The sequence below is a fragment of the Candidatus Bathyarchaeota archaeon genome (genome assembly GCA_026014745.1).
Classification (GTDB): domain Archaea; phylum Thermoproteota; class Bathyarchaeia; order Bathyarchaeales; family Bathycorpusculaceae; genus Bathycorpusculum.
In genome coordinates, this window is record JAOZHS010000001.1 from 525,809 (window position 1) to 550,512 (window position 24,704).

The window sequence follows — 24,704 nt, forward strand, 5'->3', positions numbered from 1 at the left end:
GGATTTTCTATGCTAAGTTACGCCCAACCCGAAATACAGCGGACACGCTGCACCAAACTAGTGCGGGAACACCCCTGCTATGGTGCAGATGCCCACTTCAAATTTGGCAGAGTTCACCTTCCCGTTGTTTCAGGATGCAACATAGGCTGCAACTACTGCGTCCGAAAATACGACTGCGTCAACGAGAACCGACCAGGCGTAACCAGCAAAATCTTAACCGCACAAGAAGCCATCGAAAGAGTTCGTCAAGCAGCAAAAAGTGACCCCCGCCTACGAGTAGTGGGCATCTCTGGACCCGGAGACCCCCTAACAAGCGACGTTACCTTCGAGACCCTTCAGCTTGTCCAAGAAGAATTCCCCCACCTGCACCGCTGTGTATCCACTAACGGGTTATTGTTGCCTCAAAAAGTCGGTGCTCTAAAATCAGTCGGAGTAACCGCATTAACCGTAACCATCAACGCCGTTGACGCTGACGTAGGCAAAAAAATCTACTCTTTTGTGCAATACAATAATCAAACGTTGCGTGGCAAAGAAGCCTTTGAGGTTCTCAGCCAAAACCAACTTGAAGGACTCTATGCTGCTGCAAAAGCAGGTATCGTGGTCAAAGTAAACTCTGTCTATATCCCCGGTGTAAACTCCGAGCACCTCGTTGAGGTAGCAAAGATAGCCCGCGACTTAGGCGCATACATCCACAACATCATGCCGCTTATTCCTCAGGGCAAATTCGCCAATATTAAAGCACCCGCGATGGAGGAAGTCAAAGCTCTACGCTACGCATGCGGAGATGTGATGGTGCAGTTCCATAACTGTGTCCAATGCAGAGCAGACGCTGTGGGTGTCCCAAGCGAGGAAAGCTGTGGAAAACGCTTTACAGCTTTTCAACGAACCGAACAAAAAACTGAGGTGCCCTAAATGCCCCTAATTCTTCCTGAGTGTGATAAGAAAGTTCCTGAAAGACAAAAACACATTTACCTAAAAGACATCCGTGACCCTTTCACCATCCCCGCCTGCAACATAGCAACCATCCCCGGAGACATGACCGAACGCGGATGCACCTACGCAGGCTGCCGAGGGGTGGTGGGCGGACCAGTAAAAGATGTTATCCAACTTCAGCATGGTCCCATCGGCTGCTGCTATTATCCTTGGGATGCGCGACCCCACGTTGCGACAGGCACAAACTTCCAGTTAGCCAACGTATTCTCCACAGATCTCCGCGAACCCAACATCGTATTTGGAGGAGAAAAAAAACTCTACGACTCCATCATAGAAGCCAGCAAAGCCTTCCCCGACGCCCAAGGCGTATTTGTCTACGCGACCTGCGTGGCAGGACTCATAGGCGACGACATGGACGCCGTGGCGAAACGCGCAACCAAAGCCATAGGCAAACCCGTCGTAGCCTTCAGTTGCCCAGGTTTCCGCGGCGTAAGCCAAAGCCTAGGCCACCACGTAGGCAACGAGGTTCTCTTTAACCGCATAGTCGGCACCGAAGAACCCGCAGAGAAAACCACCTATGACATCAACCTCGTCGGCGAATACAACATCCGAGGCGACGACTGGCTCATCCTACCCCTGCTTGAAGCCGTCGGCTTACGTGTACTGTGCACCTTTACTGGTGACTGCTCAATCCATGACATCGCCAAAATGCATGCCGCAAAACTCAACGTTATCCGATGCGCCCGCTCCGCCAAGTACATCGCGGATATGATGAAAGACAAATACGGGACACCCTTCGTCGAAGTTGACCTCTATGGAATACAGCAAACCGCCGATGACCTGCGTTTAGTCGCCAAGTTTTTTGGGTTAGAAGCCAAAGCTGAAGAAGTCATAGCCAAAGAACTCTCTGAAATCAAAGAGGAAATGGAGTTCTACCGCCAAAAATTCCAAGGCAAAACCGCCATGATATACCAAGGTGGACCCCGCAGTTGGCACTGGCCCAAATTCATGGAGGAACTGGGCATGGACGTAAAGGTAGTTGCAACCACTTTTGGTCACGAAGATGACTACGAAAAAATCGTTCGCCGCGTCAAAAACGGCACGCTTGTCATCGATAACCCCAACGCACCCGAATTCGAAGAAATGATGCTCAAATACAAACCTGACATATTCATCGCGGGCACCAAAGAAAAATACCTTGCCTACAAATACGGCGTACCCTTCCTAAACGGGCACACCTACGAGAGCAAGGGCGGCTACATGGCGTTTAAGGGCGCAGTCAGATTTGCACGGGACATGTACAAAGCAATGTACTTGCCTTCATGGCGATTCATACGCAACACAGGAGCGCAATAGACATGGTGGTAATTAACCGAACCCGAAGCGTAACAATCAACCCCCCAAAAATGTGTCAACCCATCGGCGCCATCTGGGCAACTCTAGGCGTACACGGTAGCGTACCCTTGGTGCATGGCTCACAGGGTTGCTCTACGTATCCGCGCAACCTCATGTCTCGTCACTTCCGCGAACCCATCGAAGTCGCCATCACCTCACTTCACGAAAAAGCCACGATATTTGGCGGCGCAGCAAATCTCAAAACCGCGTTAGGCAACATCATCGAACGCCAGCACCCTGAACTCATAACCGTAATAACCACCTGCCTTAGCGAAACCACAGGCGACGACATACATGGTATTGCCAAAGCTTTCAGAGCAGAAAATCCTGAGCTTGCCAGCCGCTCCAAAATCGTAACCATTAACACCCCCAGCTACGTTGGCACCCACGTCGTCGGCTACGACAACGCCCTAAAAGCCATGGTCACCCAGCTTGGCGAAAAAAAGATTCCCAACGGCAAACTTAACGTCATTCCCGGCATGATAAACCCCGGTGACGTTCTCGAAATCAAACATATCCTAACCCAAATGGGCGTAGACGCCATTTACTTAACTGACATTTCCCAAACACTCAACGCGCCTCTTCGTCTGCCTAAACCGCATTTCCCGCCTGGCGGAACCACTGTATCTGAAATCGCTGATTCCCCCAATTCATGCGGCACTCTAGTCGTATGCAAGCATGAAGGGCAAACCGCAGCCAACATCCTACAAGAAAAACATGGAGTACCTGCTGCTATCGGTGAAGCCCCCATAGGCGTGGAAGCCACTGATACATTCGTCAAAAACATCACCAGACTTACTGGCAAAAAAGCACCCGACAGCCTCATCGACGAGCGCGATTTGCTTGTGGACGCTTTGGTTGACAGTAGCCAAATCACCTTTGCTACTAAAGCCGCAGTGTTTGGTGACCCTGACCAAGTGCTTGGGTTAACGAGGTTTCTCTTCGAGTTAGGTATCCAACCCATACATGTGTTAACCACCCTTGAGGACCCGCAATTTGGCACTGCAATGCAAAATCTTGCACGAGCCTACGACATCAAGGAAGATGAACAAAACATAATCGTCGGCGGCGACCTCTACGACCTAAGCCAGAAAATCAAAGAACGCAAAGTAGACCTCATAATCGGCGACTACAAAGGCAAATACATCTCCAAAGAAGAAAACATCCCTCTGATACGTGTAGGATTCCCCAACGCTGACCGCTTCGGCTACCAAAGGAAAACCATGATGGGCTACCGCGGCTCCCTACAACTCCTCGACACAATCGTTAACACCATAATGGACATCAGGGACAACTAGGAGCAGGTGAACTTGAAGCTGGACGATTTTTTCTTCAAATTGCCCAAACTTCAAGTCAACCCCATCATAGACGACACCACACTCCGCGACGGTATGCAAATGCCCGGGTTAGTCGTACAACCCAACAATGCCGCCAAAATCGCAGAGCACCTTTGCAACGTCGGGGCTGAACGCCTCGAACTTTTTCATTTTCAAGAACCCGACAAAAAAGCAGCCAAACTAATCCTCAACAAAAAACTGCCCCTTCGAGTCTCAGGCTGGTGTCGAACCAACAAACAAGACATCGACAGTGCCCTCGACGCGGGCTTTGAAGAAGTCGGCATCTCGCACCCCGTTTCAGAAATTCACTTAAAAGCAAAGTGGCCCAACAAATCCCATGAGCAGCTCCTCTCTGACTTTGGGGATGTGGTAGAATATTCTGCAAAAACGCATGGTCTGCGTACTTTTGTTCATGGCGAAGATGGTACCCGCGCTGATTGGGCTTTTGAGAAGCGACTGGTAAATTTGGCTGCGGACGCTGGAGCAGAATGCTACCGCGTCTGCGACACTGTCGGAATCGGATTGCCCCAACCATACGCGCCCTCACCAATGGGCATCCCCGCGAAACTACGCGCACTAAAAGCTGAAACTCGCATAAAATCCGTCGGTATCCATGCCCACGACGACTTAGGCAATGCCCTCGCAAACACCCTTGCCGCTGTTTCGGCTGCCTCGGGGCTTTGGCAGCAAATCTACATAAACACTACGCTTCTGGGTATCGGAGAACGGGCAGGCAACGCTGAAACAGAAAAAGTCCTGCTAAACCTGTATTTGCACTTCGGCGTAAAAAAGTACGCTGACAAACTTAAAAACCTAAAAGCTGCCGCCGATTACCTCAGTGAAGTCACAGGCATCAACGTCCCCGCAAAAGTAGCAATCGTCGGTAAATACAGCTTCGCACACGAATCCGGTATCCATACCTACGCTGTACTGGTTGACCCCCAGACCTACGAGCCCTACCCACCCGAACTCGTCGGCAACACGAGACGCTTATCGGTGGGGAAGCAATCGGGAAAAAACATCATCAAACACAAAATCATCGAGTTAACCGGAAAATGTCCCACCGACGAAACCTTAACCGCTTGTGTTCAAACGATAAAAGCTGTCTATGCGAAGGGCAAACGCAAATCACTAAGTGATGAGGAATTCAAAAAGATAATTGAGAATCTCAACAAAAAACCTAAACCGCCTGTTAATCGGGACTGTATAGTTTTGGAGCACTGTGTTAGCTCCAGCTAGCAGATGGTATCTATAGCTGGCAGGCGATATCCACTTCTCCCTGCTCAAAGGCGGCTTCTCCGGTTTTTTCAATGCGGCAGTAATTGGCTATGGTTAGGAGTTGTTGGAGTCTAGTTATTGTCAGATGTGGTTTTATGTTCGGGTTGGTTTTTGGTCGACGCTTGATGTGCACAGAGGTCATGCCTGCCTTTTTTGAGCCAAACACATCTGTTTCGAGTGTATCGCCTACAAACAGGGCTCGGTTGGGTTTCACTCTCAAATATCGAAGTGCCATGCTGAAAATCTGCGGATGCGGCTTGCGTAGGTTAATGTCTCCGCTGACCACGATAACGTCGAGGAAATCTTTGAGTTGGTATTCGTCGAGGAGTTCCCAGGCACATTCTGAAAAGGAAAGGTTCGATATTAAACCTGTTTTGTACCTTTTGTGGAGCGGCTCCAATACATCCAGGGCTTGGGGGTCGAGGGTTAAGTGCCGTTTGAATTCTTTGGAGAACTCATCAGTTGCATCCAACACTACATATTGTTCATCTTTGAGTTTTGCGCCCAATACTGTCAATGCTTGCTCGATGTATAGGCTGAAATGTGGCTCTTCAAGAGAGATGGCTGTTTGGTTTTCTATGCTATCGACGGCTTTGAAAAAGGCGTTTTTGAAGACGTCAAAAGTGGCGTTTAAACCGTTATGGGTAAGGTGCTGGTGGGTTTTTTTAAGACTCTGGATGTAGGACTCATGTTCGTCATCTATTAGGACTAACGTGTCGAAGAGGTCAAAGAGGACTGCGTCTATGACTGGCTGAGGCTGCATGCGGATGGGTTTGTTTTCCCCCGTTTTGTTTTGGGTGGTTTTGGCTGCATATGTCATGTTTGATTAGGTCTCCGCGGCGGGTATATACTTTGATTCTGTAATAGATAGAGGCGGCTATAAACAATATATTTCTCTGTTGTCACACCTCGAAATAGCTACTGGAGCAGGGCGTGATATTAGAAAAACTTAGATGTAATCAATGCATAACATGCTTACAGGTGTGATAGAAATAGACGATTTTCCGCCTGTTACCTTCAAGATAGGAAGCGGTGAAACAAAAAGCGACCGCGAGTGGCTGAAAAAGAAAAAAGAGTATTATGACAAAGTCTGGAACAAAAACGGACCAAAAATCCTGACGAAAATTGAGGATTTATGCGGCGACTCTTTCCCCAAGACAGCTAAACAGACTGGCATAACGGTTCTTCTGCATAAGAAGACCCCTAAAAACCCCGTCAGCAGTTTCCTAAGTGAGCAGTCCCCTCTTGAAGTCAACCTGTTTTTGAATAGAAATGACACAACCGCCTCTCTAAAGGACCTGTTAGTTCGCATGCTTGTACATTCGTTTATTCATCAACAATACGAGTACCGTTTTCGAATACGGGAACTAACGCTTTTCGAGGACATTTTAGCCGACGAATTAGTAACCTCAAAAATCAGTTTTATGGTCATGGGCAGAAAGCTTGGACGAGCAAACTGTGCCAAAGCACTCAGCGAAGCCGTTGAACAGACAGTTTACCGCATATCAGAAAAGCAAGCTCGAGACAAACTGGTTGATCTAGCTTACAAGTTCTTCCAAGAAAGCACAGCCAAAAACAAGCAGCCGAAAACAGATATTTTAACGAGCCGAGAAGAACTGATACTTTTGCTACTAGAGCTTCTGCCAAAAACAGTTATCAACGAATAAACAGAACAGGTGAAAAAAACTGGCGTCAGGAGCTTTTAATCTTCGCGGCACTGCGAAACCTTCAGCGCGCCCTGTGGGAGTTCTGTTTCTGGTGTATTACAAAAGCTCCAAAGCATATCGCGAGTGCCATGAGTGCACCAAAAGCGTATTCGGGGACTACGAACGTTCCGGAAACGACTTCAACCATGGTATCTAACGCGTCTATGCCTGCGTCATATTTGCCGTTGTCGTTTACATCTATGAGTATGTCAAACTGTCCCGTCCTATCAGGGAACCATAGCCACCAAGCGTCCGCGTCGAAATAGCCTTCGTCATTTGTTGCCACATATTCAGTAGAGTATTCAAGCCTCGGCGGAATGTCCACCCCGTCCGTCCAAATAAAATCATTGACTATGAAACTTGGATATTCTGTGTTAGCCGCAAACCCTGAGCCAACTACATAAATCGATTCTTGATCTTCTCCGCTGCTGCTCTCTCTTAGAATAAAGGTGTTCTTAGGTGCACCTGTGTCGTCGCAACTCTCAACAACGGGCGAAGCAACGAAAAACCCTGCTGTGGTCTGCACGTCATTATCATCCAGAACATCAACTCCAGCGTCGTACTTACTATTGCCGTTAACATCAATGATAATGTCAAACTTTCCCGGCAATGTTGGGTCCCAAACAACAGTTGGTGTTATTTCTCCGTTTGTGTTTGTGCCGATATTCTCCAATGAGTTTTCAAGCCTTTTAGGAATATCCATGCCATTCAACCAAGTTTGGACATCCACAACTACATGGAGGGGATATGTTGTTGAGTTTGCAAAGCCTGTTCCTTTAATGTTAACCCCTGTATCGGTTAAGCTAAAGGCATCCTGCTGGTTTCCTGATATGTTGCAGCTTTCAATCTCGGGGTCAGATTCCATTTGGTAAGCATATTTTACATCTCCGTTGGCAAAGTCATAGTAAGCAATGCAAGCCCTGTCATCATATAGAGCAAGAGACGTGCCGTAACCGACAGTATCCACATGTTCATCTGTCCATGAAGTGCCGTCGTAGCTAGCGTAATGCAAGCCGTCGTCCGCGCAGTAAGCGATATGGGGATAGTTGTGGGAATCAATCGCAATGGATGTCCATTCTCCTACGTGAAGGAATCCAGATGCAGCATTAACTGTCTCAACGCTAAAGCCGCCGATGGTCCCATATGCATGCTTCAAGCACTGGTGGTCAGCGTCATAATAACTCATGTGAACCATACCTACAGAGTCAACGGCGATTGAGCAGAATTTGCCGACGTCTCCTTCTGAGTCAACTGTCTCGCTTAGCCAGTCAAACCCTTGTTCTTTCGCGGCGTACTTTAGGTCTTTGTTCACCCAGTCATAATAGCAAACGTGGAGGTTTCCATCTTCATCAACTGCTAGAGAGGTATAGTCAGAGCCAACTTGACCGATTTCATCTACCACAGAAAATTCCCAGTCAGTGAATCCAGTTTGAACCGTAGATTTTAGGTCTCCTCGGCTGTAGTCATAGTAAATCATGTTTGGATTGTCAGAATCTAACACCAAAGAGGTGTACGTGCCGACAAAATTCGGGCCAACGGGGAATTTATCTGGGTCATCTTTGTTTCCGTTGTCTATGGCCCTAAGAGTCCATGAGTCGTCAATCATGGTGGCGTACTTTAGCTCATGATTTGTTGAGTCTGCATAACTGATGCACGGGGAATATTCCGAATCTAAGGCAAGTGAACAGAAAGCCCCCACATCGACATCATCATTATCCCAAACATATCCATCAACAATTTCGCAATCCCACTCAAGACCATTCTTGGAAGCATACCATAAGCAACCTCGATCCGATTCGTAGAAGCAAATACGTGGCCAGCCCCATGTGCTTAGTGCCAAATCAAGATATTGTCCAACGTTTCCCTGAGAATACACTGTCTCCGTATGCCAAACCCTAACACTTGCCTGCGCTTTCATGGATAGGCAAGGGATTAAAATTAGAAAAGCCAAAAACAATGCAACGGCGCCCAAACGTAGACCCGCCTTCACCTTCCCCTTTCCTCCTTTCGTTTTACTTTTTCGCTGCAAATAGTTAATAAAACTTATGCAAATATGGCGTTATGATGCCAATTTATATAAAAAATAAGGAGTTTTATGAGTTATATCATAAGAAAAATCTCTTCAAGTGCATTAATATAATTAGATGTCGTGTTGCCTCGCTGTAACGCACCTACGTTCAATTACGAGCGCAAACCTTCGGTTAATAATCGTACTGAAAACTGCAAAAATTTACCCCTTGAATGGTCTAAGAAACCCGTCGAGTTGCTGATAAATTTAGAAATTAGGATAATTGGCGCCGGGAGGGGGATTTGAACCCCCGCGGCCCCGAAAGGCCACAAGCTAACAGGTACCTTCCTGAAGATTGGTATCTCCAGGCTTGCTCCCTGCCTGGCTAGGAGACCCCGGCAACAAGCTATGAAACCATTGGTTTCACCTTTTCTTAACCTACGCGGAATTTAAAGCTTTATCGACCTCTCTAATAGAAAAAGGGGGCTCGCCATTATTGCGACTGTGGCTTTGGTGGTGCAGAAAAGAAAGGGTCCTGTTTTATGTTTTGTTGGGTCTGGCGGGTGTACATTTTCTTTTTTTCCACCCTGTTTTCCGATCATAAAACAATACAGTCAAACAAGAAACGACTGCAACAACAATTATGCCTACCGCAGCAACTAAAGGTGCCGCGGACTCTGAAGCAATAACAAAAAAGACAAGACTATCGGATGCCACCCAATTATCATATTCGTCAATCGCATAAACGGTAACGTTGTGTTTACCCGCAGATAGCCCATTTAAGGTTAGGTTTCCAGTGACAGAAGCATTTCCTTGATTATCTAAACTGTACGTCATTTCAGATGTTGGATAGTTAACCGTGAAATTAATGTCAAAAGAGTTGTTTTCATAGATGCTATATTGTGGTGCATTAAAATTTATTGCACGCTTTATTTCCACTGGCGAAGCGGTCATTGTAAAGTTCAAAGAGATTGTTTTCTCTAAACCAAAAACATACCGGGTACCGTTTTGACTATACTGTCCACTTCCGCTCGCTTTGATATTTAACGTATGTTCACCAACAGGCACATCTTTGACGTAAAAATCATATTCTAAGTATCTGTGATTATCCTGTGGGTCTACACCCGAGGGAAAAGGGCACCACCTGCTACTTTGCATCCAATCACCCTGATAATAAGTGATGATGTTGAGGGTTGTAGTGATACCGGATAAACTCTTAATTGATTCATTAAAATGTACATGTATCGTGCCATTCGAATATTCGCCGTTTTCGTTTGGACTTGAGATTCCCAAGGAAATTAGGGCGTCGGCGTTTGCTGGCGCGGGAACTATTGTATAAGGATCGATGGCTCCCATTGGATTAGCGCTAACTTCCAAGAGGGGTAGGTAAAGGAAAATCAAAACGCTAACTAAAAAAACCGCTAACTTCTTTCTCAACCTTTAACCCAACTGTCATATGGTTCATTTGTACATTTAAATTTTAAAATGTAGACTTCAAAACAGGAATTAAAGAAAACAAAAAAGCCTACATATCGCTAACTTGTCAGTAACTTTATAGAGCTGAAGAATCTAACTAGATAGCGCTTCTATGAAGCACTCTTTTTAGGCGAATAAAAATGGTAAAACGGACTTTTATTTCAAAAATCATCGTAGTAACTGCCCTCATTTTAACCCTGTCTCTTCCAACCTTAAACGTGTCAGCCGCCACCCTATTTTTTGATGGCTTTGAAAACGGCCTCGCCACCAACTGGACAACCCAAGTCGGCGCCTCTACCCTCACAACTGCCCCAGTGCATAGCGGAAACTACGCCGCCAACTTCACCTACTCAACTGCGGCATGTTACCAAACCAGATCCATAACCCCCACAAACACCCTTAACTACACTTACTACGTTAACTTCAAAACTCTGCCCACGAACTACGTCTGTGTAGTTTTAGCGCGAGATGCAGGTGGAACGCCCATATTTTATCGGGTACAGGCTTCCGAGGGGGTTTATCAGTGGAGATTTGCCTCCGCTAACACCGTAGTAATCAACTCTTCAAACCCTACCGTGACAACTGGGCAATGGTACAAAATCCAGCTCTTAGCCAACACAGGCGAAAACAGCACCCTCTACTTCTTAGTTAACGACCAACTACGCGCAACCATAACAAACCTCGAATTGGGACCAATTACCCAGCTGCAGATAGGCAACGACTGGACAGATTTTGGCGATTACATTCCGCAAGGCGAATCCATCTTTGACGACGTCTCAGCCACGGATGCAATAACAACCTTTGTCAGTGCTTTTGCTGATGCAGGCGGCTCCATAACACCCAGCGGCGTAATCTCTGTCCCCCTCGACGGCACCCAAACCTTTACCATCACAGCTGACCCTCACTATCACATCAAAGACGTTTTAGTCGACGACCACTCTGTAGGCGCAGTAGCGACATACACCTTTACCAATGTGGAGACCATCCACAGCATACATGCCACCTTTGAACTTGATACCTGCACAATTTCTGCTCAAGCAGGTTCAAACGGCAGAATTTCTCCCAGCGGCAACGTAGCCGTCCCCTACGGTACAGACCAAACCTTCACCATAACGGCAAACAGTGGATACCGCATAGCTAACGTGGTTGTCAATGGCGTCTCTGTAGGCTCGGTTTCATCCTACACATTTAGCAACGTCCAAGCAACTGGCAGCATCTCAGCTTCCTTTGAAGCTAACCCTTCGTCAGGCTCCTCAAACACCCAAGCTTCCCCAACACCTTCCCCCAGCCCCACACCTACCCCCACTCCAGCACCGACTGATTCTGCGCTACCAACAGCCACAGCGACTCCGCCGATAAAACAATTAGAAAACGCCACCAACGATTACACGTCATACATAATAATTGTCGTTGTTGTTGCAGTGCTGACGGTGTTTATTCTGCTGGTGCTCCGAAGGAACCGAAATGGTCACAGTGAAGAACACGATACAGTTGCGTAGCAGTCAAAAATCCTTTTTTTCTCTATGGTTATTTGTACTATTGGTTTTTCCTGAATCTGAAAACATGTTGCTTTATGGGCTTTTTAGCTGCGAAGCGTTGGTCAGGCATCAGGAAATCTCTTTTTCTTTCTGGGGTGACTAGAGGCAAAATGCAAGAAACTAAACCAGACAATCGCGTAGGAAGCCTTAAAGTTTATATTTCTGATTTGATTTTTGCATATTTCCGAATTAAAGAAAGTGTTCTATTAAAGTAGGGATAATACATGGCGTATTTAACAACAACAGGTTCAGGACAACCCGTTCTTATCCTCAAAGAAGGAACTACACGAAGCAGAGGCAAAGAAGCCCAACGAAACAACATCATGGCAGCCCGAGTTATCGGTGAAGTCCTAAAAACCACATTAGGACCCCGCGGCATGGATAAAATGCTTATCGATAGCCTAGGCGACATCACCATAACTAACGATGGCGCAGCCATCCTCAAAGAAATCGATGTTGAACATCCCGCAGCAAAGATGATGGTCGAAATAGCTAAAACTCAAGACGATATGGTCGGCGATGGAACAACCAGCGCAGTAGTTTTGGCCAGCGAATTGCTCCGAAAAGCCGAAGAACTTCTCGACCAAAACATTCACCCAACCATTCTTGTAAGTGGCTTCCGAAAAGCCTCCGTTAAAGCTATCGAAGTTATCAGCAAAACCGCGGTTCCCCTCGACATTAATGACCGCAAAACACTGCTTAAAGTTGCTTTAACCAGCATGAGCAGCAAAGCAGTCGGCAGCGCAAAAGATCACCTTGCAGAAATCAGCATAGACGCAGTTAAACAAATCAGTGAAGTCCGCGGAGACAAAACCATCGCAGACATCGACAATATCCAAATGATTAAGAAAACGGGTAAAAGCCTCCTTGAAACCCAACTAATCCAAGGCATAATCGTTGACAAAGAAGTCGTCAACCCCGGCATGCCTAAAATTAAAGAAAACGCAAAAATCGCGCTTCTTGATTCAGCTCTTGAAATCGAAAAAACTGAGATTACAGCTGAAATCCGCATCAAAGACCCCTCACAGATGAAAGCGTTCCTTGACCAAGAAACCGACATCATGCAAGAAATGGTTACAAAAGTCAAGGCTTCCGGCGCAGACGTCATATTCTGCCAAAAAGGCATCGACGACATGGTACAACACTTCTTAGCTAAAGAAGGAATCATTGCAGCACGCCGCGTCAAAGAATCCGACATGGAAAAACTCGCACGTGCAACCGGCGCCCGCATCATCAGCGACCTCGATGACCTCAAAAAAGAAGACCTTGGCAGCGCAGGCTTAGTGGACGAACGCAAAATCGGCGACGACAAAATGATCTTCGTCGAAAAATGCAAAAACCCCCACAGCGTAGCCATACTCATCCGTGCAGGTCTCGAACGCCTCGTTGACGAAGCCGAACGAGCCATGACTGACTCACTCTCCGTAGTCTCCGATGTACTCGAAAACAACAAAATTGTACCAGGCGGCGGCGCCATAGAAATCGAAATGGCTAAAGAACTCCGCAAGTACGCAACCAAAGTCGGCGGACGCGAACAGTTAGCAGTTGAAGCCTTTGCAGACGCAGTTGAAGTTATTCCCCGAACCCTAGCCGAAAACGCAGGCCTCGAACCAATCGACATCCTCGTTGAGTTACGCAGCAAACACGACACCGCAGAAGGCAAAAACTTAGGCGTTAACGTTTTCACCGGCAAACTTCAAGACAGCATCGCCAACGGAGTCATCGAACCCATAGTCGTCAAAGAACAAGCCATTAAATCCGCAGCAGAATCAGCAGCTATGATCCTTCGCATTGATGACGTTATCACATCTAAAGCACCCAAAGGCGGTCCAGGTGGCCCAGGCGGAATGCCGGGCGGCATGGAATAAGCCTTCCCCCTTTAATTTTATTTTTTAATTTTAGTAATTTTACTGTTGCTAACGGGACCGTTTGCCGTTAATGTTTGGTTTTTGCTCTAAATCGTAGGGCTTCCTCAAGAAAAATTGCTGCCGAAACTGCTGTGACCAAAATTAACAGCCACAGTGACTCTTGAATTGATGCTCCCACAATTACGTGTGGAATCACAATTGCGACTTCCCCGATTAAAATGCCGATAAAAACGAAACCGAAGATGGCGAAGCTGGGGATGAGAATTTTGCCGACCCAGACGTAGCCTTTCATGCCGACTTTTTCTTTAACGATATAGTTGCCATAGTTGTCTTTGACTACCAGACCCAATTCGACGAGTTTTTGGAGGTTGCGGTAGGCGACGCTTGGACTGCTTAGGTTGGCGCCGCGCATTACGTCTCGGGGGCCCACGGCTCTGCCTGACTTGACGAGGTAAACGTAGGTTTGAAAGGTGGTTGCATTGAGTTCTTGGTCGTTTTCCAAGCTTTTGCACCTTCCCTTAAGTAGGTAGGGGTGCCTTAAAAATCAAGTCATAGCAGCACTTGCCGCTGAAGCGGTGGGTTTTGGTTGGTTGTGTGCAAAACGTATTTATTTCCTTTAGAGAACCCTTTTGCGCATGCTCCGGTAGTATAGTCCGGTCAAGTATAGCGGCCTCTCGAGTCGCGGACCCGGGTCCAAATCCCGGCCGGAGCACCAGCCCCTGCCTTAATTTCACAAACGTGCCGTCTGTTCATGAGGACTTGGCGGGTTTTCTTCGTTGCCGCTGAGGTTTGTTGTTTGGGTCCCTCTTCGCTGTTGGGTACTTACAGCCCCTACCAGAAAATCCCTTAAACCCAACTGTGAATATTATGGCTATTGAGGGATAAAAATGGGCGGAAAACGTGTGCTTTTCATCGGCGGACCGCTTGGTTTAGGACATGTCGGACGTGACTTGGAAATAGTCCGAGCGCTAAGAAGAAAAATACCCGACGCAGAAATTGTTTGGTTGTGTGAGGAACCCGCCAGCATGGTTTTGGAAAAAGCAGGCGAACAAATCCACCCTGACTCGAAACTTCTCGGCAAGGGCAACATAAAATTGGGCAATATGGCGGAAAACTACCGTGTCAACATGGTGAAGTGGACGATGAATATGAGGCGGGACTGGGCAGCCAACGCCAAAGTCGTCTCTGACTTAACTCAGCGGGAGTGCTTCGACCTTGTTGTCGGCGACGAAAGGTACGAGATTATAGTTGCAATGTCGTCTGATTCTAATTTCAAAACGTTCCCATTTGTTATAATCTATGACTTTATCGGAATAGACAATGTCACGGGCAGTCCCATCGACGCCTTCTCTACTTACATGGTTAACCGCATCTGGGCGAAGGGTATGCAAAGCAAAAAAACGCTCGCTGACCTCAGCCTCTTTGTCGGCGAACCAGAGGATGTCCCCGACCGTAAGTTTGGGTTCATGCTGCCAAACCGGCGGTTACTAGCGGAGAGAACACTCAAGTTTCTTGGTTACATTCTTCCGTTTAAGCCCGATCAATATCGTGACAAATTCCATGTCCGAGAGCTTTTAGGTTATGGCATGGCGCCTTTAGTGGTCTGCTCTATAGGTGGAACCTCCGCTGGGAAGAAGCTTTTAGATTTATGCACCGCAGCTTACCCAATTATAAAACGCAACATTCCAGACCTGCTAATGGTACTGGTCTGCGGTCCAATGGTGGATCCAAAAACAATCAAAGCCCCACAAGGCATAGACGTCAAAAGCTATGTACCAGACCTCTACAAGCATATGGCAGCCGCTGATCTCTGCATAGTTGCCGGCGGCGGCACCGCAACCTTAGAATTGACAGCTCTGCAAAAGCCGTTCCTGTATTTTCCGCTTGAAGGGCACTTCGAGCAAGAGGTTCCAGTTGCCAGCCGTTGCGCTAGGCATAGGGCTGGTATAAAAATGGACTTCTCGAAGACTACACCAGAAATACTATCTGACGCAATTTTGGTGAATTTGAACTCGCACCCAGTTTACGCAACAATCCCACTTGGCGGCGAAGAGAAAGCCGCGGAATTGCTCAGCAAACTCCTTGTGGACGTTAATGCTTAGCTTGGTTCCAGTAGTGCATGAAGACAACTTTTGCCCAGTTAAGAGCCGCTTCATCTTGGCTTGTGAACCCCGTATAGTCAATCTTGCCCTCTAAATTGGGAAAAGAAACCAAGGCGAGTTCTTTTTCGGAAAGAAAGAGAAATACCGGCAACTTGTTAACATCGTCGAGATAGCGGCTCTCCACCTTTTTGGCCCTAGCCCCCTGCTCAAACACTTTATCGTTCGTCAACGCTAAGATGTCTGGCGGTATCTGTGCGTTGCGGGGCATAAGCTTAAGGAATTCTACTCCCCGAGAAACTGCATTAGCACCAAGCGGAACTGCATTGGCTAAGATTTCGTCTACGAGAACCCAAATGTAACTTTGGGCTTCGCGAATCATTTTTTCGCACAGAAAAATCGATGTTAAAGGCTCATTTACGAGTTTGCTGTTAGCAAGTGCCCCTATTCCTGCACATAATTCATCGGGTACTGTCGAGAGTGAATGCGTCTTGAAGTATTTCTGGTTCTTTGACAGAAAATGGAAGCTTGGCACAAGCCGTACAGCGACTTCGCCAAATGGAGTTAAGTGAAAGAAGCCTTCTGAGTCTTTGGTTATAAGGTTTGAAGCTGTTAGTCTTGATAAGTTGCGGGCAGTTTCTGGCACGGTGAAATCGAATCGCTCTGAGACGCGGGAAAGCTTCATCGGGTTCTTCTTGAGTTCAAATAGTATGTTCAGTCGGTCTTCGTTTGAAAGCTCAAACAGTAAACCGCAAAGTTCTTTCAAGGGCAAACCATCAGCAATGGGTTATAGTTAATTATTATATTTCATATTTTCTGTTTAGAATATTTTATCCCAAACTTCAAGCAGATGAGTCTTGGGAAGAAAAGATGTCAACAAATTATGATGCAATCGTAATTGGGTCAGGTCTCGGCGGCTTATCCTGCGCCGCCTACATGGCTAAGAACGGCAAAAAGGTTCTGGTTATCGAAAAACACAGTGTCCCCGGAGGGTACGCTCAATGCTTCCGACGAGGAGACTTCACATTCGACTGCGGATTGCACATGATCGGCGGGATCGGAAAAAACCAAAAAAACTACAAGTTCTTCGAATTCTGCGGCATCGCCGACTGCACCAACTTCATCCCGCTGAAGTATTCTATGCGAGCGGTTTTCCCCGAACACGACTTACGGTTGCCCGCGGGAAACATCGAAGAAGTCATAGCCGTTTTACAAGGCGCTTTTCCCGAAGAAAAAGACGGCATCCGAGCCTTAATGGATGAAATGATGCGCATAAACCGGGACATCAACAAACTTCTTTTCTCCAGCCAACCCATGTGGCAGCAACTGCCCGTGTTTCCCTTCCGTTACAGGGCACTCTTTCCAATGCTTAAGAAAACCACGGGGCAACTGCTTGACAAGCACATAAAAAACAGCAAACTAAAAGCCATCCTTATGTCAAACTACGGCTACTTCGGGCTACCCCCCGATCAAGTGAACGTTTTCCCCGTTATCGCCAACATAACATACTGGGCAGACGGTGGTTTCTACCCGCAAGGTGGAAACCAAACCATACCCGACGCGTTAGTGGCGGTAGTTAAGAAAAATGGCGGAGACATGGTTTTAGGCACAGAAGTATCTTCGATAATTACTGAGAATGGGAAAGCAGTTGGCGTAGAAACAGCAAAGGGCCAGAAATACTTTGCTGCAAACATCGTTTCCAACGCGAGTGCTCCTGAGACTTTCCACCGCATGGTCGGCGAAGAGAAAACCCCCAAAAAACTCCTCACAAAAATCGATTGTTTGGAGCCCTCGGTGTCAGGCTTCATAATTTACTTGGGCCTCGATGAAGGCTTCTCAAAAACACTTCAAAACAAAAACGAATACGATATAGCAATCTTCGAAACTTACGACCAAAACCTAGACTACCGCTGGATACAAAACGGCGAAGTCGAAAAAGCTCATTTCTTCCTCACACTCTATTCCAATTACGACAAATCACTCGCAAAAAGCGGCAAATTTGTAGCCTCTATAGTTCAAGGCCAACCCTATAGTCGGTGGCAACGCTTTGAAGCAGGCTACAATGAAGGACAAAAAGAAGAATACAACAAAGAAAAAGACCGCGTTGCGGGCATACTCATTAAGCGAGCGGAAAAAGTGGTTCCTGAGCTCTCAAAACACATAGACGTCATCGAATGTGCAAGCCCCTTGACGCTTAAGCGGTACACAAGTAACTACAATGGCGCAATGTATGGGTGGGCAAACACAACAAAACAGTTCTCGCCCATGGATCGACTCGCTGAATTGCCGATCAAAAACCTAAATTTATGCTCGGCGTGGACGTTTCCAGGCGAAGGCCAATCCACTGTGATAGCTTGCGGTTATCGATTGGGCAAAAAACTAATAGGCAAATAGGTCAAGACGGCTTAGCATGGCTATAAGAGTCCGGTCGAGTATAGCGGTACCTCGAGTCGCGGAGCTGGGTCCAAATCTCGGCCAGAGCACCACACCTTCCAATTTGTTAAATCATCAATTACTCTCAGCTTGCTGGTTCGGGCAGGTCAAACGCTTGCTTCAAAATTGGCTCCAACTGATATCTTACCATCAAATTCTCGCTTTCGCTTGTTAAGATGTCATGGTCTCCCGCTGACACTTTAATGAAATATGTTTCTACTCCCGCCGCCGTTAGCTTATTGTAAAATGATTCTGCGACCTGTATGGGAATCACAGCGTCCATGGTTCCGTGGACAATAACAAAGATAGGGTCACCCGACGAAACGTAGGTTGCAGGTGAGGCTTGATGCCACAGTTCGGGGTTCTCTTCATAGGTAACATTCCCCAGCGAATAGGCGATTACTCGGTCGATGAAGGTTTGGTTTTCATGTTTGCCCACATACTCAAGGTCAGTTGCGCCAGCGTAATCGATGATAATGTGAACTTGACTTTTTATGGTCTCATTGCCACTTGAACCAACCAAAAACGGTTCGTCTCCCGTCAAAGTTCCCGATAGAGATGCAAGTTGGGCTCCTGCGCTGACCCCTAAGATGCCTATTCTTTCGGTGTCGATGTTGTAGGTTTGAGCGTTTTGTCGAATGTATCGGATAGCTTCGATTACGTCTTGGATGTTTTCGGGCCAGCTTGTTTTGTTATTAGTGGATAGTGTGTAGTCTATGGTGAAGCCTGCGATGCCCCGTTTAGCGTAGAACGTTGCCGTGTCGTTTAAGTCTGTTCGGCTACCCGTTTTCCATCCGCCGCCGTGTATGTAGATCAATGCGGGGAAGGGTCCCTCTCCGGTGGGTGTGTAAACATCCATGACCCGGTAGGGGCTAGAGCCATTAGAGTAGGATACGTTTGTTTGTGTGGTGCAGTTGGTTATTTCTGGTAGTAGGTTTGTTTGGTCTTCAACGGTGGTCTGGTTGCTTTGGGGTTGGTATGAAAAGGTAAGAACAGACATAACACTAATTGCGACAAAAACCAGTGCGAATAGGATATAGAGCGCCTTTATTGTCTCTTACCTCCTCGAACCAGACACTTGTTACTCTGTTAGCTTATTTGCTTTCCAGACTTAAAATATTTTACCCAAATCAACAATTACCCGTTTCAAGTCAACTGTTTGTCTTTTTTTTGCTTGACGTTTTTAATTAGCATAAACCCTAGCGGAACCAAAATGATGCAAATCACAATCCTCACTCCCTGATAGAGGTAGAAGAGTGGTCCACTTGCAAAGAATGTGTCTGGCATGTTGAAGACTAAGGTTAAAATTGCAAAGCTGATGAAGGGTTCCGCGAGGTAGATGTAGGCGCTTCTTTTGGCTATCTGTTGGGCAAAGCCGTTTTTGGGGACGTGTAGTTTTCTTAACAGCAGTAGTGCAAGCAAAACAAGCCCTGCGGTTAAGAGGATTGTGCGAAGGTTAAAGTAGAGTTGTGATAGCCATGGATTGCCGCTTACGAGGTAGGTGAGGTCAATGGCAAAGAAGATTACCACGGGTAGGGCGATGGCGGCCATTTTGTAGTTTAAGATTTTTTCGTAGAGGTTGAATTTATTTATGTAGAAGCCAAATGCGAAGACCAACAGGAACTGGGTGAAGAGTTCGCCCAGCCGAAAAGGCGACGTGTAAACCCACAGCATGATTGCCGTTAACCACACAGCCGCCACAGTTAGTAACTGTATTTTGGTGCTCTTGACGTATTTGTCCAATAAGCAGATAATCAGCATGAATAGTAAGAGGTATGGTATGAACCAAAGTGAACTCCAGTTATAGACTGAGTTAACAGAGTCAAAGATATTGAGCATGGTAAGTTGGGAACCTAATTTTATGGGATTAAACGGCAAGCCCATTACTGACTGGAATGCAAAGTAAAAGATGACTGCGATTGCAAAAGGCAAGTAGAGTGTTCTAGCTTTGGACTTAAAGAAACGTGTGAGGCTGCTGTCGCGTCTATGGAAAGAATCATACGCTAAGTACCCGCTGATAAAGAAGAAGGCGCTTAACAGGAACCCTTGAACTTGGAACATAGCGTCGGGGTAAACAACAACGAGGTCGCTGTGCACGAAGAGTAGCAGAATTAGAGCGGTGATTTTGAGGTAGTTGAACTCCGAGATTATCCGTGCCTGCGGCGAACTATCGTGAGGTTGGGTGTTGTTTAGCGACATCTCTGCACCGACATAATGCCTCAACCAAACAGTTTGTTCACTATTAGCTGTTGTGGTTAAGAAAAAACGAACTCCCCGATTATGTGCAAGATATTTTAGATGTTTTAAACTGTGGTTTTTTTAACATTTTGGGGGCTATTTATTAGCTGTGCAAAGAAGTTAGCGTTGGAGGTTTTCTTTTACTCTGAACCGAACCATATCTTTGACCAATTCAAATGGAATGGGCTCTTCAAGGGGGAATCGGACGGTGCCTTTGCTTGTTTGGTACGGTGCCAATCGCTTTTTGAATACTTCAATCGTGTTGGCGGTTGGAAAAAAGCCTATGTGATTTTTGAAAGCGGCAAACCATACTAAGACGTGGTCTTGTTTAAACGCGGGCATTTGATAGCTTATGGTTTCTTGGGCTTCTGGCGCGGCTTCTTTGATGGCTTCTCTGAGTTGTTCTAAAATTGTTTGTATGTTTTTTGGGTATGCTGCGATGTATTCGTCTATGGTTTTGGGTGCAGCTTTTTTCTTATCCATAACTCTTACCTGAAATACATCCAATACTTGTGCGCACCAGTTGATTTCGTTTTGGGTTCAGCTCAATCTGTGAAAACGGTTGAAATTGAACTGTGAGCAGTAACCTTTTATTAATCGATAAACGGAATGAATTGAGATGTGAACTTATATGGCTGATTCAATCCAAAAAAGAGTCCAAGAAGCCCTAGACGAAATTAGACCACAAATCCAAATGGACGGCGGCGACGTACAACTAGTAGCCGTTGAAGGCGGCATCGTTAAAGTCCGCTTAGTTGGCCACTGCGCAGGCTGCCCCATGTCACAAATGACGCTCAAAAACGGCATCGAAGCACACCTTAAAATGGTTGTACCCGAAGTCGAAAGCGTCGAAGCAGTCCGCTAAACACCCGCCTTTATCTTCTATTTTTTAGTTACCACTTTTTGTTAAAGCCCTTTGTCGCTACCTTTTTTGCAGATGCCCCCACGAATCTTATATAGCCGCTACGGGTAGGGGAGTCGATATGACCAGCGATTTCGTTATCCAGACCAAGGCTTTGCGAAAAATCTTTGTCTCCAAAGAACACCGCATAAAAAAAGAATTCGAAGCAGTCAAAGGCATAGACTTGATGGTACGGCGTGGCGAAATCTTTGGGTTTCTGGGACCCAACGGCGCTGGAAAATCCACCACACAAAAAATGCTCTCAACCCTAATGCGCCCCACCAGCGGAGAAGTCAAAGTTTTAGGCTTTGAACTCGCCACGCAGCAGGAGCAAATCCGCAAAAACGTGGGGTTCGTGAGTCAAGCAGGCGGCGCCAACTTAGCCGCTACAGGGGTAGAAAACCTTGTTTTGCAAGCACAACTCTACGGCATAAACAAACAGACCGCCAAGAAATACGCAAAAGAGTTCGCTGAGCGCTTCCAGATGACCACGTTTGTTGATAGAGCGGCATCTACCTATTCTGGCGGTCAAAAACGGCGCTTAGACATCGCGCTTGGCATGATACATCACCCCCAACTGCTGCTCTTAGATGAACCCACCACGGGTTTGGATCCGCAGAGCCGCGCGTATCTTTGGGAGGAAATCAAGAAGCTCCAAACTGACGGCGTCACCATCTTTCTAACCACTCAATACATGGATGAAGCAGACAAACTCTGCGACACCATCGCAATCATTGACCACGGCAAAATAATCATAACCGGCACGCCCGAGGAACTCAAAGACTCCGTGGGCGGAGACACCATCGTGTTAGGTTTCCTTTCACCTGAACAAACCCAAAAAGCAGAGGTTGTGCTTTCAAAAAAATTCGAATTTGAACGCATCCAAACCATTGAAAGTTCTCTGCATATAACCATCAAAAATGGTGAGCTTACCTTGCCGGAGCTGTTGCGGCTGCTGGACAGCGAAGATTTGCCTGTACAGGGCGTGACGCTCTCCCGACCCAGCCTTGACGATGTTTTCTTAAAGTATACTGGTCGCTCTCTTCGTGAGGACGGAAAAACCCCATGAAGCTACTACACGACACCAAACTGATGTTCAATGCCAGCTTGCAGCATACCCTAAAAACCCCCGTGTTCATATTCGTCAGCCTATTCCAGCCATTAATGTATCTGGTACTCTACATGCCCCTGTTAAGTGGATTAGGCGACGTTCCTGGGTTATCCAGCGGCACCGCCAACGTCTTCATCCCGGGACTGCTGGTTATGCAAGCCATCTTTGGCTGCGCATTCAACGGGTTCCCCTTAATCGATGACATCCGAACAGGCGTCATCCACCGCTACCTCGTTACACCCGTCAGCAGAGCCGCCATCCTACTCGGCAGAGTGCTGCGTGACGCTGTGATTCTGCTTGCCCAATGCATCCTCATCACCCTAGTCGCTATACCATTTGGGTTAACTGTGAACCCTGCTGGTTTTGCTTTGTCACTTGTGATGTATGCGTTAATCGGCATAACTATGGCGTCGATATCCTATGGGTTTGCTCTGATTTACAAACTTGAGGATGCACTTGCACCCACCATGAACACCCTAACCCTGCCAGTTTCACTCCTTTCCGGTATCTTTTTGCCGTTGGTGCTTGCGCCCCTTTGGCTGCAGGATATAGCCAAATTAAATCCCTTCTCCTACGGTGTCGAAGCTACCCGCGACTTGTTTGTGGGTAACTTCCAAAACCTCAGCATCCCTATGGGCTTTCTTATTGTTGGGGTCTTATCGGTTGTGGTGTTTTATTGGGCGTTGGGTGCGCTTAAAAAAATGGCGACTTAACGCCTTCTTTTTTAGCGCCAAAAAACTGTTTTTTGTATATTGATTTAGTTTTCATAAAATATTTGAATTAAATGAGTCAATTAGTGGGTGGGTTAAGAGGGAATGCATTGATGGCTCGCCATCTTAACTGCATATCCACACAACTCTTAACCCGTAAACCCCACAAACTTGTTCTCTTTAGGAAAAACGGCTTAAACCTTAATGCATAAGCTTGTACATGGCGTCGGTTATTTTTTCAAAGGGCGTCCCTATAATTTGGTAACCTGCCTTGCCTGTGTGCTTGCGAATGTAATACTGAATCATGCCCTTAACAATGGCAAACTTTAGTTTTCCTTCACTGACTTGCGAGTCGAAAAGAAGTTTATGTTTTACCAACTGAATGTTTTTGGGTTCTTCCCACTCTTCTGGAGCCAAGCTGCTAGTTAATCTCTCAAATAGAGGTGTTCCCGGAATCGGATAGGGCAGCGTAAAAGAAAGGTAATCCAGCGGAAGCGAAGAGGCAAACTTTACTGTGTTTAATATGGTTTTTTCGTTTTCGCCAGGGTATCCTACTATGAAGAAGGCTCCCGCTTTGATTCCTTTCTTTTCACACAACTCAACAGCTCGGGTTGCCTGCTTTGTTGTTATGTGCTTATTCATTATGACAAGAATTTGGTTGTTTCCTGATTCTATGCCGAAAAACATTCGCAGGCACCCCGCTTGTTTCATCTTGTCAACTGTTTCATCATCGAGGGTGTCGACTCTTGAGAGGCATTCCCAGCCTATTTTTATTCGACGTTTGATGATTTCGTCACATATTTTTATCAATCGTTTATGGTCTAAGGTGAAGCAGTCGTCCCCAAACCATATTCTGCTATAACCTAATGCTGCAGCTTGTTCAATTTCATCAACAACCTTCGAAGCGTCTCTTACTCTAAACACATTGCCAAAAATAGGTTGACTGCAAAAATCGCATGAAAAAGGGCAGCCTCTTGAAGTCATGATAGGTGTCGTAGTGTAACCAAAATTTTTAGAATAGTACTCTTTGTAAGAATTATTATCAAACAGTTCTCTGGCAGGGTTAGGAAAATAATTTAGATCCTCTTTTAGTTCCCGCTTTGCTGTACGTCGAATTTCCCCCGAGTCTTTATCGTGGTAAATAATTCCTTTTACTGCCGAAAAATCGTCGCCATCTGTGAATTTTTTCGTGAGCTCCAACATAGTTTCTTCACCCTCACCCAAAACTACTACATCGAAGTCTTCGAGAAACTTTTCAGGTTCAATAGTTGGAAGAGCCCCGCCAACCACGAGCAACTCGCAGTGATTTCTTATCAGTTTGGCTATTTCCAGCGATTTTTCCTTCATCGAATACATTGATTGGATTCCAATAATCCTAGGTTTGGAAGCAACAATTTTTTTGAGGGCTTCTTTTTGTTTTAGGAAGGTGCAGTCTACGATTTCGACGGAAATGCCCTGCTGCTTTAGGTATGCTGCTATGTAGCCTAGTCCTAACGGTGGAAACCTAAAAATCGAGGAGTCAGCGCGAGCACGGAAATATGGGTAGACCAAAGTCACCGTAGTCATCTTGTCACCGAAACTTTCAATTTCATATTCAAAACAGGCCGGTTGGGCAATTCTCAGACTTTTGTTTCAACACCCTGCTCAGTTTTTTTGATAATAAAGAAGTTCAA

The 24,704-nt window shown here is 46.5% G+C and carries 21 protein-coding genes and 2 tRNA genes; 13 read left to right on the forward strand and 10 right to left on the reverse strand.

Features of this window, described 5'->3' with window-relative positions; all coding sequences use genetic code 11:
• Positions 1 to 9 precede the first annotated feature (9 nt).
• The 4 genes from NWE92_02870 to NWE92_02885 are packed head-to-tail and all read left to right on the forward strand — an operon-like array spanning position 10 to position 4,904.
• Positions 10 to 912 carry a radical SAM protein gene (locus NWE92_02870; protein MCW4028576.1) on the forward strand — a complete coding sequence of 301 codons (903 nt, stop codon included), beginning with the start codon at positions 10 to 12 and terminating at the stop codon, positions 910 to 912.
• Positions 913 to 2,289 carry a nitrogenase component I subunit alpha gene (locus NWE92_02875; GenBank protein ID MCW4028577.1) on the forward strand — a complete coding sequence of 459 codons (1,377 nt, stop codon included), beginning with the start codon at positions 913 to 915 and terminating at the stop codon, positions 2,287 to 2,289.
• A gap of 2 nt (positions 2,290 to 2,291) precedes the next feature.
• The gene (locus tag NWE92_02880; GenBank protein ID MCW4028578.1) at positions 2,292 to 3,626 is read left to right on the forward strand and encodes a hypothetical protein; all 1,335 of its coding nucleotides are present in this window, start codon (positions 2,292 to 2,294) and stop codon (positions 3,624 to 3,626) included.
• Between the two features lie 12 nt (positions 3,627 to 3,638).
• Positions 3,639 to 4,904, forward strand: a complete 1,266-nt coding sequence (locus NWE92_02885) for an isopropylmalate synthase (protein MCW4028579.1) — start codon at positions 3,639 to 3,641, stop codon at positions 4,902 to 4,904.
• 10 nt (positions 4,905 to 4,914) lie between these two features.
• Here NWE92_02885 and NWE92_02890 read toward each other — a convergent pair whose 3' ends face one another.
• Positions 4,915 to 5,763, reverse strand: a complete 849-nt coding sequence (locus tag NWE92_02890) for an HAD family hydrolase (GenBank protein MCW4028580.1) — start codon at positions 5,761 to 5,763, stop codon at positions 4,915 to 4,917.
• Between the two features lie 142 nt (positions 5,764 to 5,905).
• Between NWE92_02890 and NWE92_02895 the strand changes: the two genes are divergently transcribed.
• Positions 5,906 to 6,610, forward strand: coding sequence for a hypothetical protein (locus tag NWE92_02895; GenBank protein MCW4028581.1), 705 nt, complete (start codon positions 5,906 to 5,908; stop codon positions 6,608 to 6,610).
• A 61-nt stretch (positions 6,611 to 6,671) separates the two neighbouring features.
• Here the strand turns inward: NWE92_02895 and NWE92_02900 are convergent, their stop codons facing one another.
• From NWE92_02900 to NWE92_02910, 3 genes are all read right to left on the reverse strand, one after another.
• The gene (locus NWE92_02900; GenBank protein ID MCW4028582.1) at positions 6,672 to 8,639 is read right to left on the reverse strand and encodes a hypothetical protein; all 1,968 of its coding nucleotides are present in this window, start codon (positions 8,637 to 8,639) and stop codon (positions 6,672 to 6,674) included.
• A gap of 302 nt (positions 8,640 to 8,941) precedes the next feature.
• Positions 8,942 to 9,057, reverse strand: a tRNA-Ser gene (locus NWE92_02905).
• A gap of 140 nt (positions 9,058 to 9,197) precedes the next feature.
• The gene (locus tag NWE92_02910; GenBank protein ID MCW4028583.1) at positions 9,198 to 10,094 is read right to left on the reverse strand and encodes a hypothetical protein; all 897 of its coding nucleotides are present in this window, start codon (positions 10,092 to 10,094) and stop codon (positions 9,198 to 9,200) included.
• Between the two features lie 179 nt (positions 10,095 to 10,273).
• Between NWE92_02910 and NWE92_02915 the strand changes: the two genes are divergently transcribed.
• On the forward strand, positions 10,274 to 11,632 hold the full coding sequence (locus tag NWE92_02915; protein ID MCW4028584.1) for a hypothetical protein: 1,359 nt from the start codon (positions 10,274 to 10,276) through the stop codon (positions 11,630 to 11,632).
• 263 nt (positions 11,633 to 11,895) lie between these two features.
• Positions 11,896 to 13,539: a thermosome subunit beta gene (gene thsB / locus NWE92_02920; protein ID MCW4028585.1), complete on the forward strand. Its 1,644-nt coding sequence runs from the start codon at positions 11,896 to 11,898 to the stop codon at positions 13,537 to 13,539.
• A gap of 67 nt (positions 13,540 to 13,606) precedes the next feature.
• On the opposite strand, the gene NWE92_02925 is transcribed toward thsB, so the two are convergent.
• Positions 13,607 to 14,041: a hypothetical protein gene (locus NWE92_02925; GenBank protein MCW4028586.1), complete on the reverse strand. Its 435-nt coding sequence runs from the start codon at positions 14,039 to 14,041 to the stop codon at positions 13,607 to 13,609.
• Between the two features lie 135 nt (positions 14,042 to 14,176).
• Here NWE92_02925 and NWE92_02930 point away from each other — a divergent pair.
• Positions 14,177 to 14,254, forward strand: a tRNA-Glu gene (locus NWE92_02930).
• Between the two features lie 172 nt (positions 14,255 to 14,426).
• Positions 14,427 to 15,641, forward strand: coding sequence for a hypothetical protein (locus NWE92_02935; GenBank protein ID MCW4028587.1), 1,215 nt, complete (start codon positions 14,427 to 14,429; stop codon positions 15,639 to 15,641).
• Here NWE92_02935 and NWE92_02940 read toward each other — a convergent pair.
• The gene (locus tag NWE92_02940) at positions 15,631 to 16,410 is read right to left on the reverse strand and encodes a DUF1724 domain-containing protein (protein MCW4028588.1); all 780 of its coding nucleotides are present in this window, start codon (positions 16,408 to 16,410) and stop codon (positions 15,631 to 15,633) included. The two genes, NWE92_02935 and NWE92_02940, sit on opposite strands and share 11 nt — an antisense overlap.
• Positions 16,411 to 16,508: 98 nt before the next feature.
• Between NWE92_02940 and NWE92_02945 the strand changes: the two genes are divergently transcribed.
• Positions 16,509 to 18,032 (forward strand): NAD(P)/FAD-dependent oxidoreductase, encoded by a 1,524-nt coding sequence (locus NWE92_02945; GenBank protein ID MCW4028589.1) that lies wholly within the window; start codon positions 16,509 to 16,511, stop codon positions 18,030 to 18,032.
• Positions 18,033 to 18,156: 124 nt separating this feature from the next.
• Here the strand turns inward: NWE92_02945 and NWE92_02950 are convergent, their stop codons facing one another.
• The 3 genes from NWE92_02950 to NWE92_02960 all read right to left on the reverse strand — a co-directional run bounded on the left by NWE92_02950 (position 18,157) and on the right by NWE92_02960 (position 20,792).
• On the reverse strand, positions 18,157 to 19,071 hold the full coding sequence (locus NWE92_02950) for an alpha/beta hydrolase (GenBank protein MCW4028590.1): 915 nt from the start codon (positions 19,069 to 19,071) through the stop codon (positions 18,157 to 18,159).
• 146 nt (positions 19,072 to 19,217) lie between these two features.
• Positions 19,218 to 20,270: an acyltransferase gene (locus NWE92_02955; GenBank protein MCW4028591.1), complete on the reverse strand. Its 1,053-nt coding sequence runs from the start codon at positions 20,268 to 20,270 to the stop codon at positions 19,218 to 19,220.
• Between the two features lie 159 nt (positions 20,271 to 20,429).
• Positions 20,430 to 20,792 (reverse strand): DUF1801 domain-containing protein, encoded by a 363-nt coding sequence (locus tag NWE92_02960; protein ID MCW4028592.1) that lies wholly within the window; start codon positions 20,790 to 20,792, stop codon positions 20,430 to 20,432.
• Positions 20,793 to 20,952: 160 nt separating this feature from the next.
• On the opposite strand from NWE92_02960, the gene NWE92_02965 reads away from it, so the two are divergent.
• From NWE92_02965 to NWE92_02975, 3 genes are all read left to right on the forward strand, one after another.
• Positions 20,953 to 21,174 carry a NifU family protein gene (locus tag NWE92_02965; protein ID MCW4028593.1) on the forward strand — a complete coding sequence of 74 codons (222 nt, stop codon included), beginning with the start codon at positions 20,953 to 20,955 and terminating at the stop codon, positions 21,172 to 21,174.
• Positions 21,175 to 21,292: 118 nt separating this feature from the next.
• On the forward strand, positions 21,293 to 22,279 hold the full coding sequence (locus NWE92_02970; protein MCW4028594.1) for an ATP-binding cassette domain-containing protein: 987 nt from the start codon (positions 21,293 to 21,295) through the stop codon (positions 22,277 to 22,279).
• Positions 22,276 to 23,034: an ABC transporter permease gene (locus NWE92_02975; GenBank protein ID MCW4028595.1), complete on the forward strand. Its 759-nt coding sequence runs from the start codon at positions 22,276 to 22,278 to the stop codon at positions 23,032 to 23,034. Before NWE92_02970 ends, NWE92_02975 begins: the two co-directional genes overlap by 4 nt.
• A gap of 198 nt (positions 23,035 to 23,232) precedes the next feature.
• Here the strand turns inward: NWE92_02975 and NWE92_02980 are convergent, their stop codons facing one another.
• Positions 23,233 to 24,597: a B12-binding domain-containing radical SAM protein gene (locus NWE92_02980; GenBank protein MCW4028596.1), complete on the reverse strand. Its 1,365-nt coding sequence runs from the start codon at positions 24,595 to 24,597 to the stop codon at positions 23,233 to 23,235.
• Positions 24,598 to 24,704 lie beyond the last annotated feature (107 nt).

What these genes read in the sequence shown, in the direction of transcription:
- NWE92_02980 (MCW4028596.1), bottom strand. Translation starts at nt 24,597, where the DNA reads ATGACTACGGTGACTTTGGTCTACCCATATTTCCGTGCTCGCGCTGAC.
- NWE92_02880 (MCW4028578.1), top strand. Translation starts at nt 2,292, where the DNA reads ATGGTGGTAATTAACCGAACCCGAAGCGTAACAATCAACCCCCCAAAA.
- NWE92_02970 (MCW4028594.1), top strand. Translation starts at nt 21,293, where the DNA reads ATGACCAGCGATTTCGTTATCCAGACCAAGGCTTTGCGAAAAATCTTT.
- NWE92_02935 (MCW4028587.1), top strand. Translation starts at nt 14,427, where the DNA reads ATGGGCGGAAAACGTGTGCTTTTCATCGGCGGACCGCTTGGTTTAGGA.
- NWE92_02890 (MCW4028580.1), bottom strand. Translation starts at nt 5,763, where the DNA reads ATGACATATGCAGCCAAAACCACCCAAAACAAAACGGGGGAAAACAAA.
- NWE92_02955 (MCW4028591.1), bottom strand. Translation starts at nt 20,270, where the DNA reads ATGTCGCTAAACAACACCCAACCTCACGATAGTTCGCCGCAGGCACGG.
- NWE92_02875 (MCW4028577.1), top strand. Translation starts at nt 913, where the DNA reads ATGCCCCTAATTCTTCCTGAGTGTGATAAGAAAGTTCCTGAAAGACAA.
- NWE92_02945 (MCW4028589.1), top strand. Translation starts at nt 16,509, where the DNA reads ATGTCAACAAATTATGATGCAATCGTAATTGGGTCAGGTCTCGGCGGC.
- NWE92_02870 (MCW4028576.1), top strand. Translation starts at nt 10, where the DNA reads ATGCTAAGTTACGCCCAACCCGAAATACAGCGGACACGCTGCACCAAA.
- NWE92_02960 (MCW4028592.1), bottom strand. Translation starts at nt 20,792, where the DNA reads ATGGATAAGAAAAAAGCTGCACCCAAAACCATAGACGAATACATCGCA.
- NWE92_02915 (MCW4028584.1), top strand. Translation starts at nt 10,274, where the DNA reads ATGGTAAAACGGACTTTTATTTCAAAAATCATCGTAGTAACTGCCCTC.
- NWE92_02950 (MCW4028590.1), bottom strand. Translation starts at nt 19,071, where the DNA reads ATGTCTGTTCTTACCTTTTCATACCAACCCCAAAGCAACCAGACCACC.
- NWE92_02975 (MCW4028595.1), top strand. Translation starts at nt 22,276, where the DNA reads ATGAAGCTACTACACGACACCAAACTGATGTTCAATGCCAGCTTGCAG.
- NWE92_02895 (MCW4028581.1), top strand. Translation starts at nt 5,906, where the DNA reads ATGCATAACATGCTTACAGGTGTGATAGAAATAGACGATTTTCCGCCT.
- thsB (MCW4028585.1), top strand. Translation starts at nt 11,896, where the DNA reads ATGGCGTATTTAACAACAACAGGTTCAGGACAACCCGTTCTTATCCTC.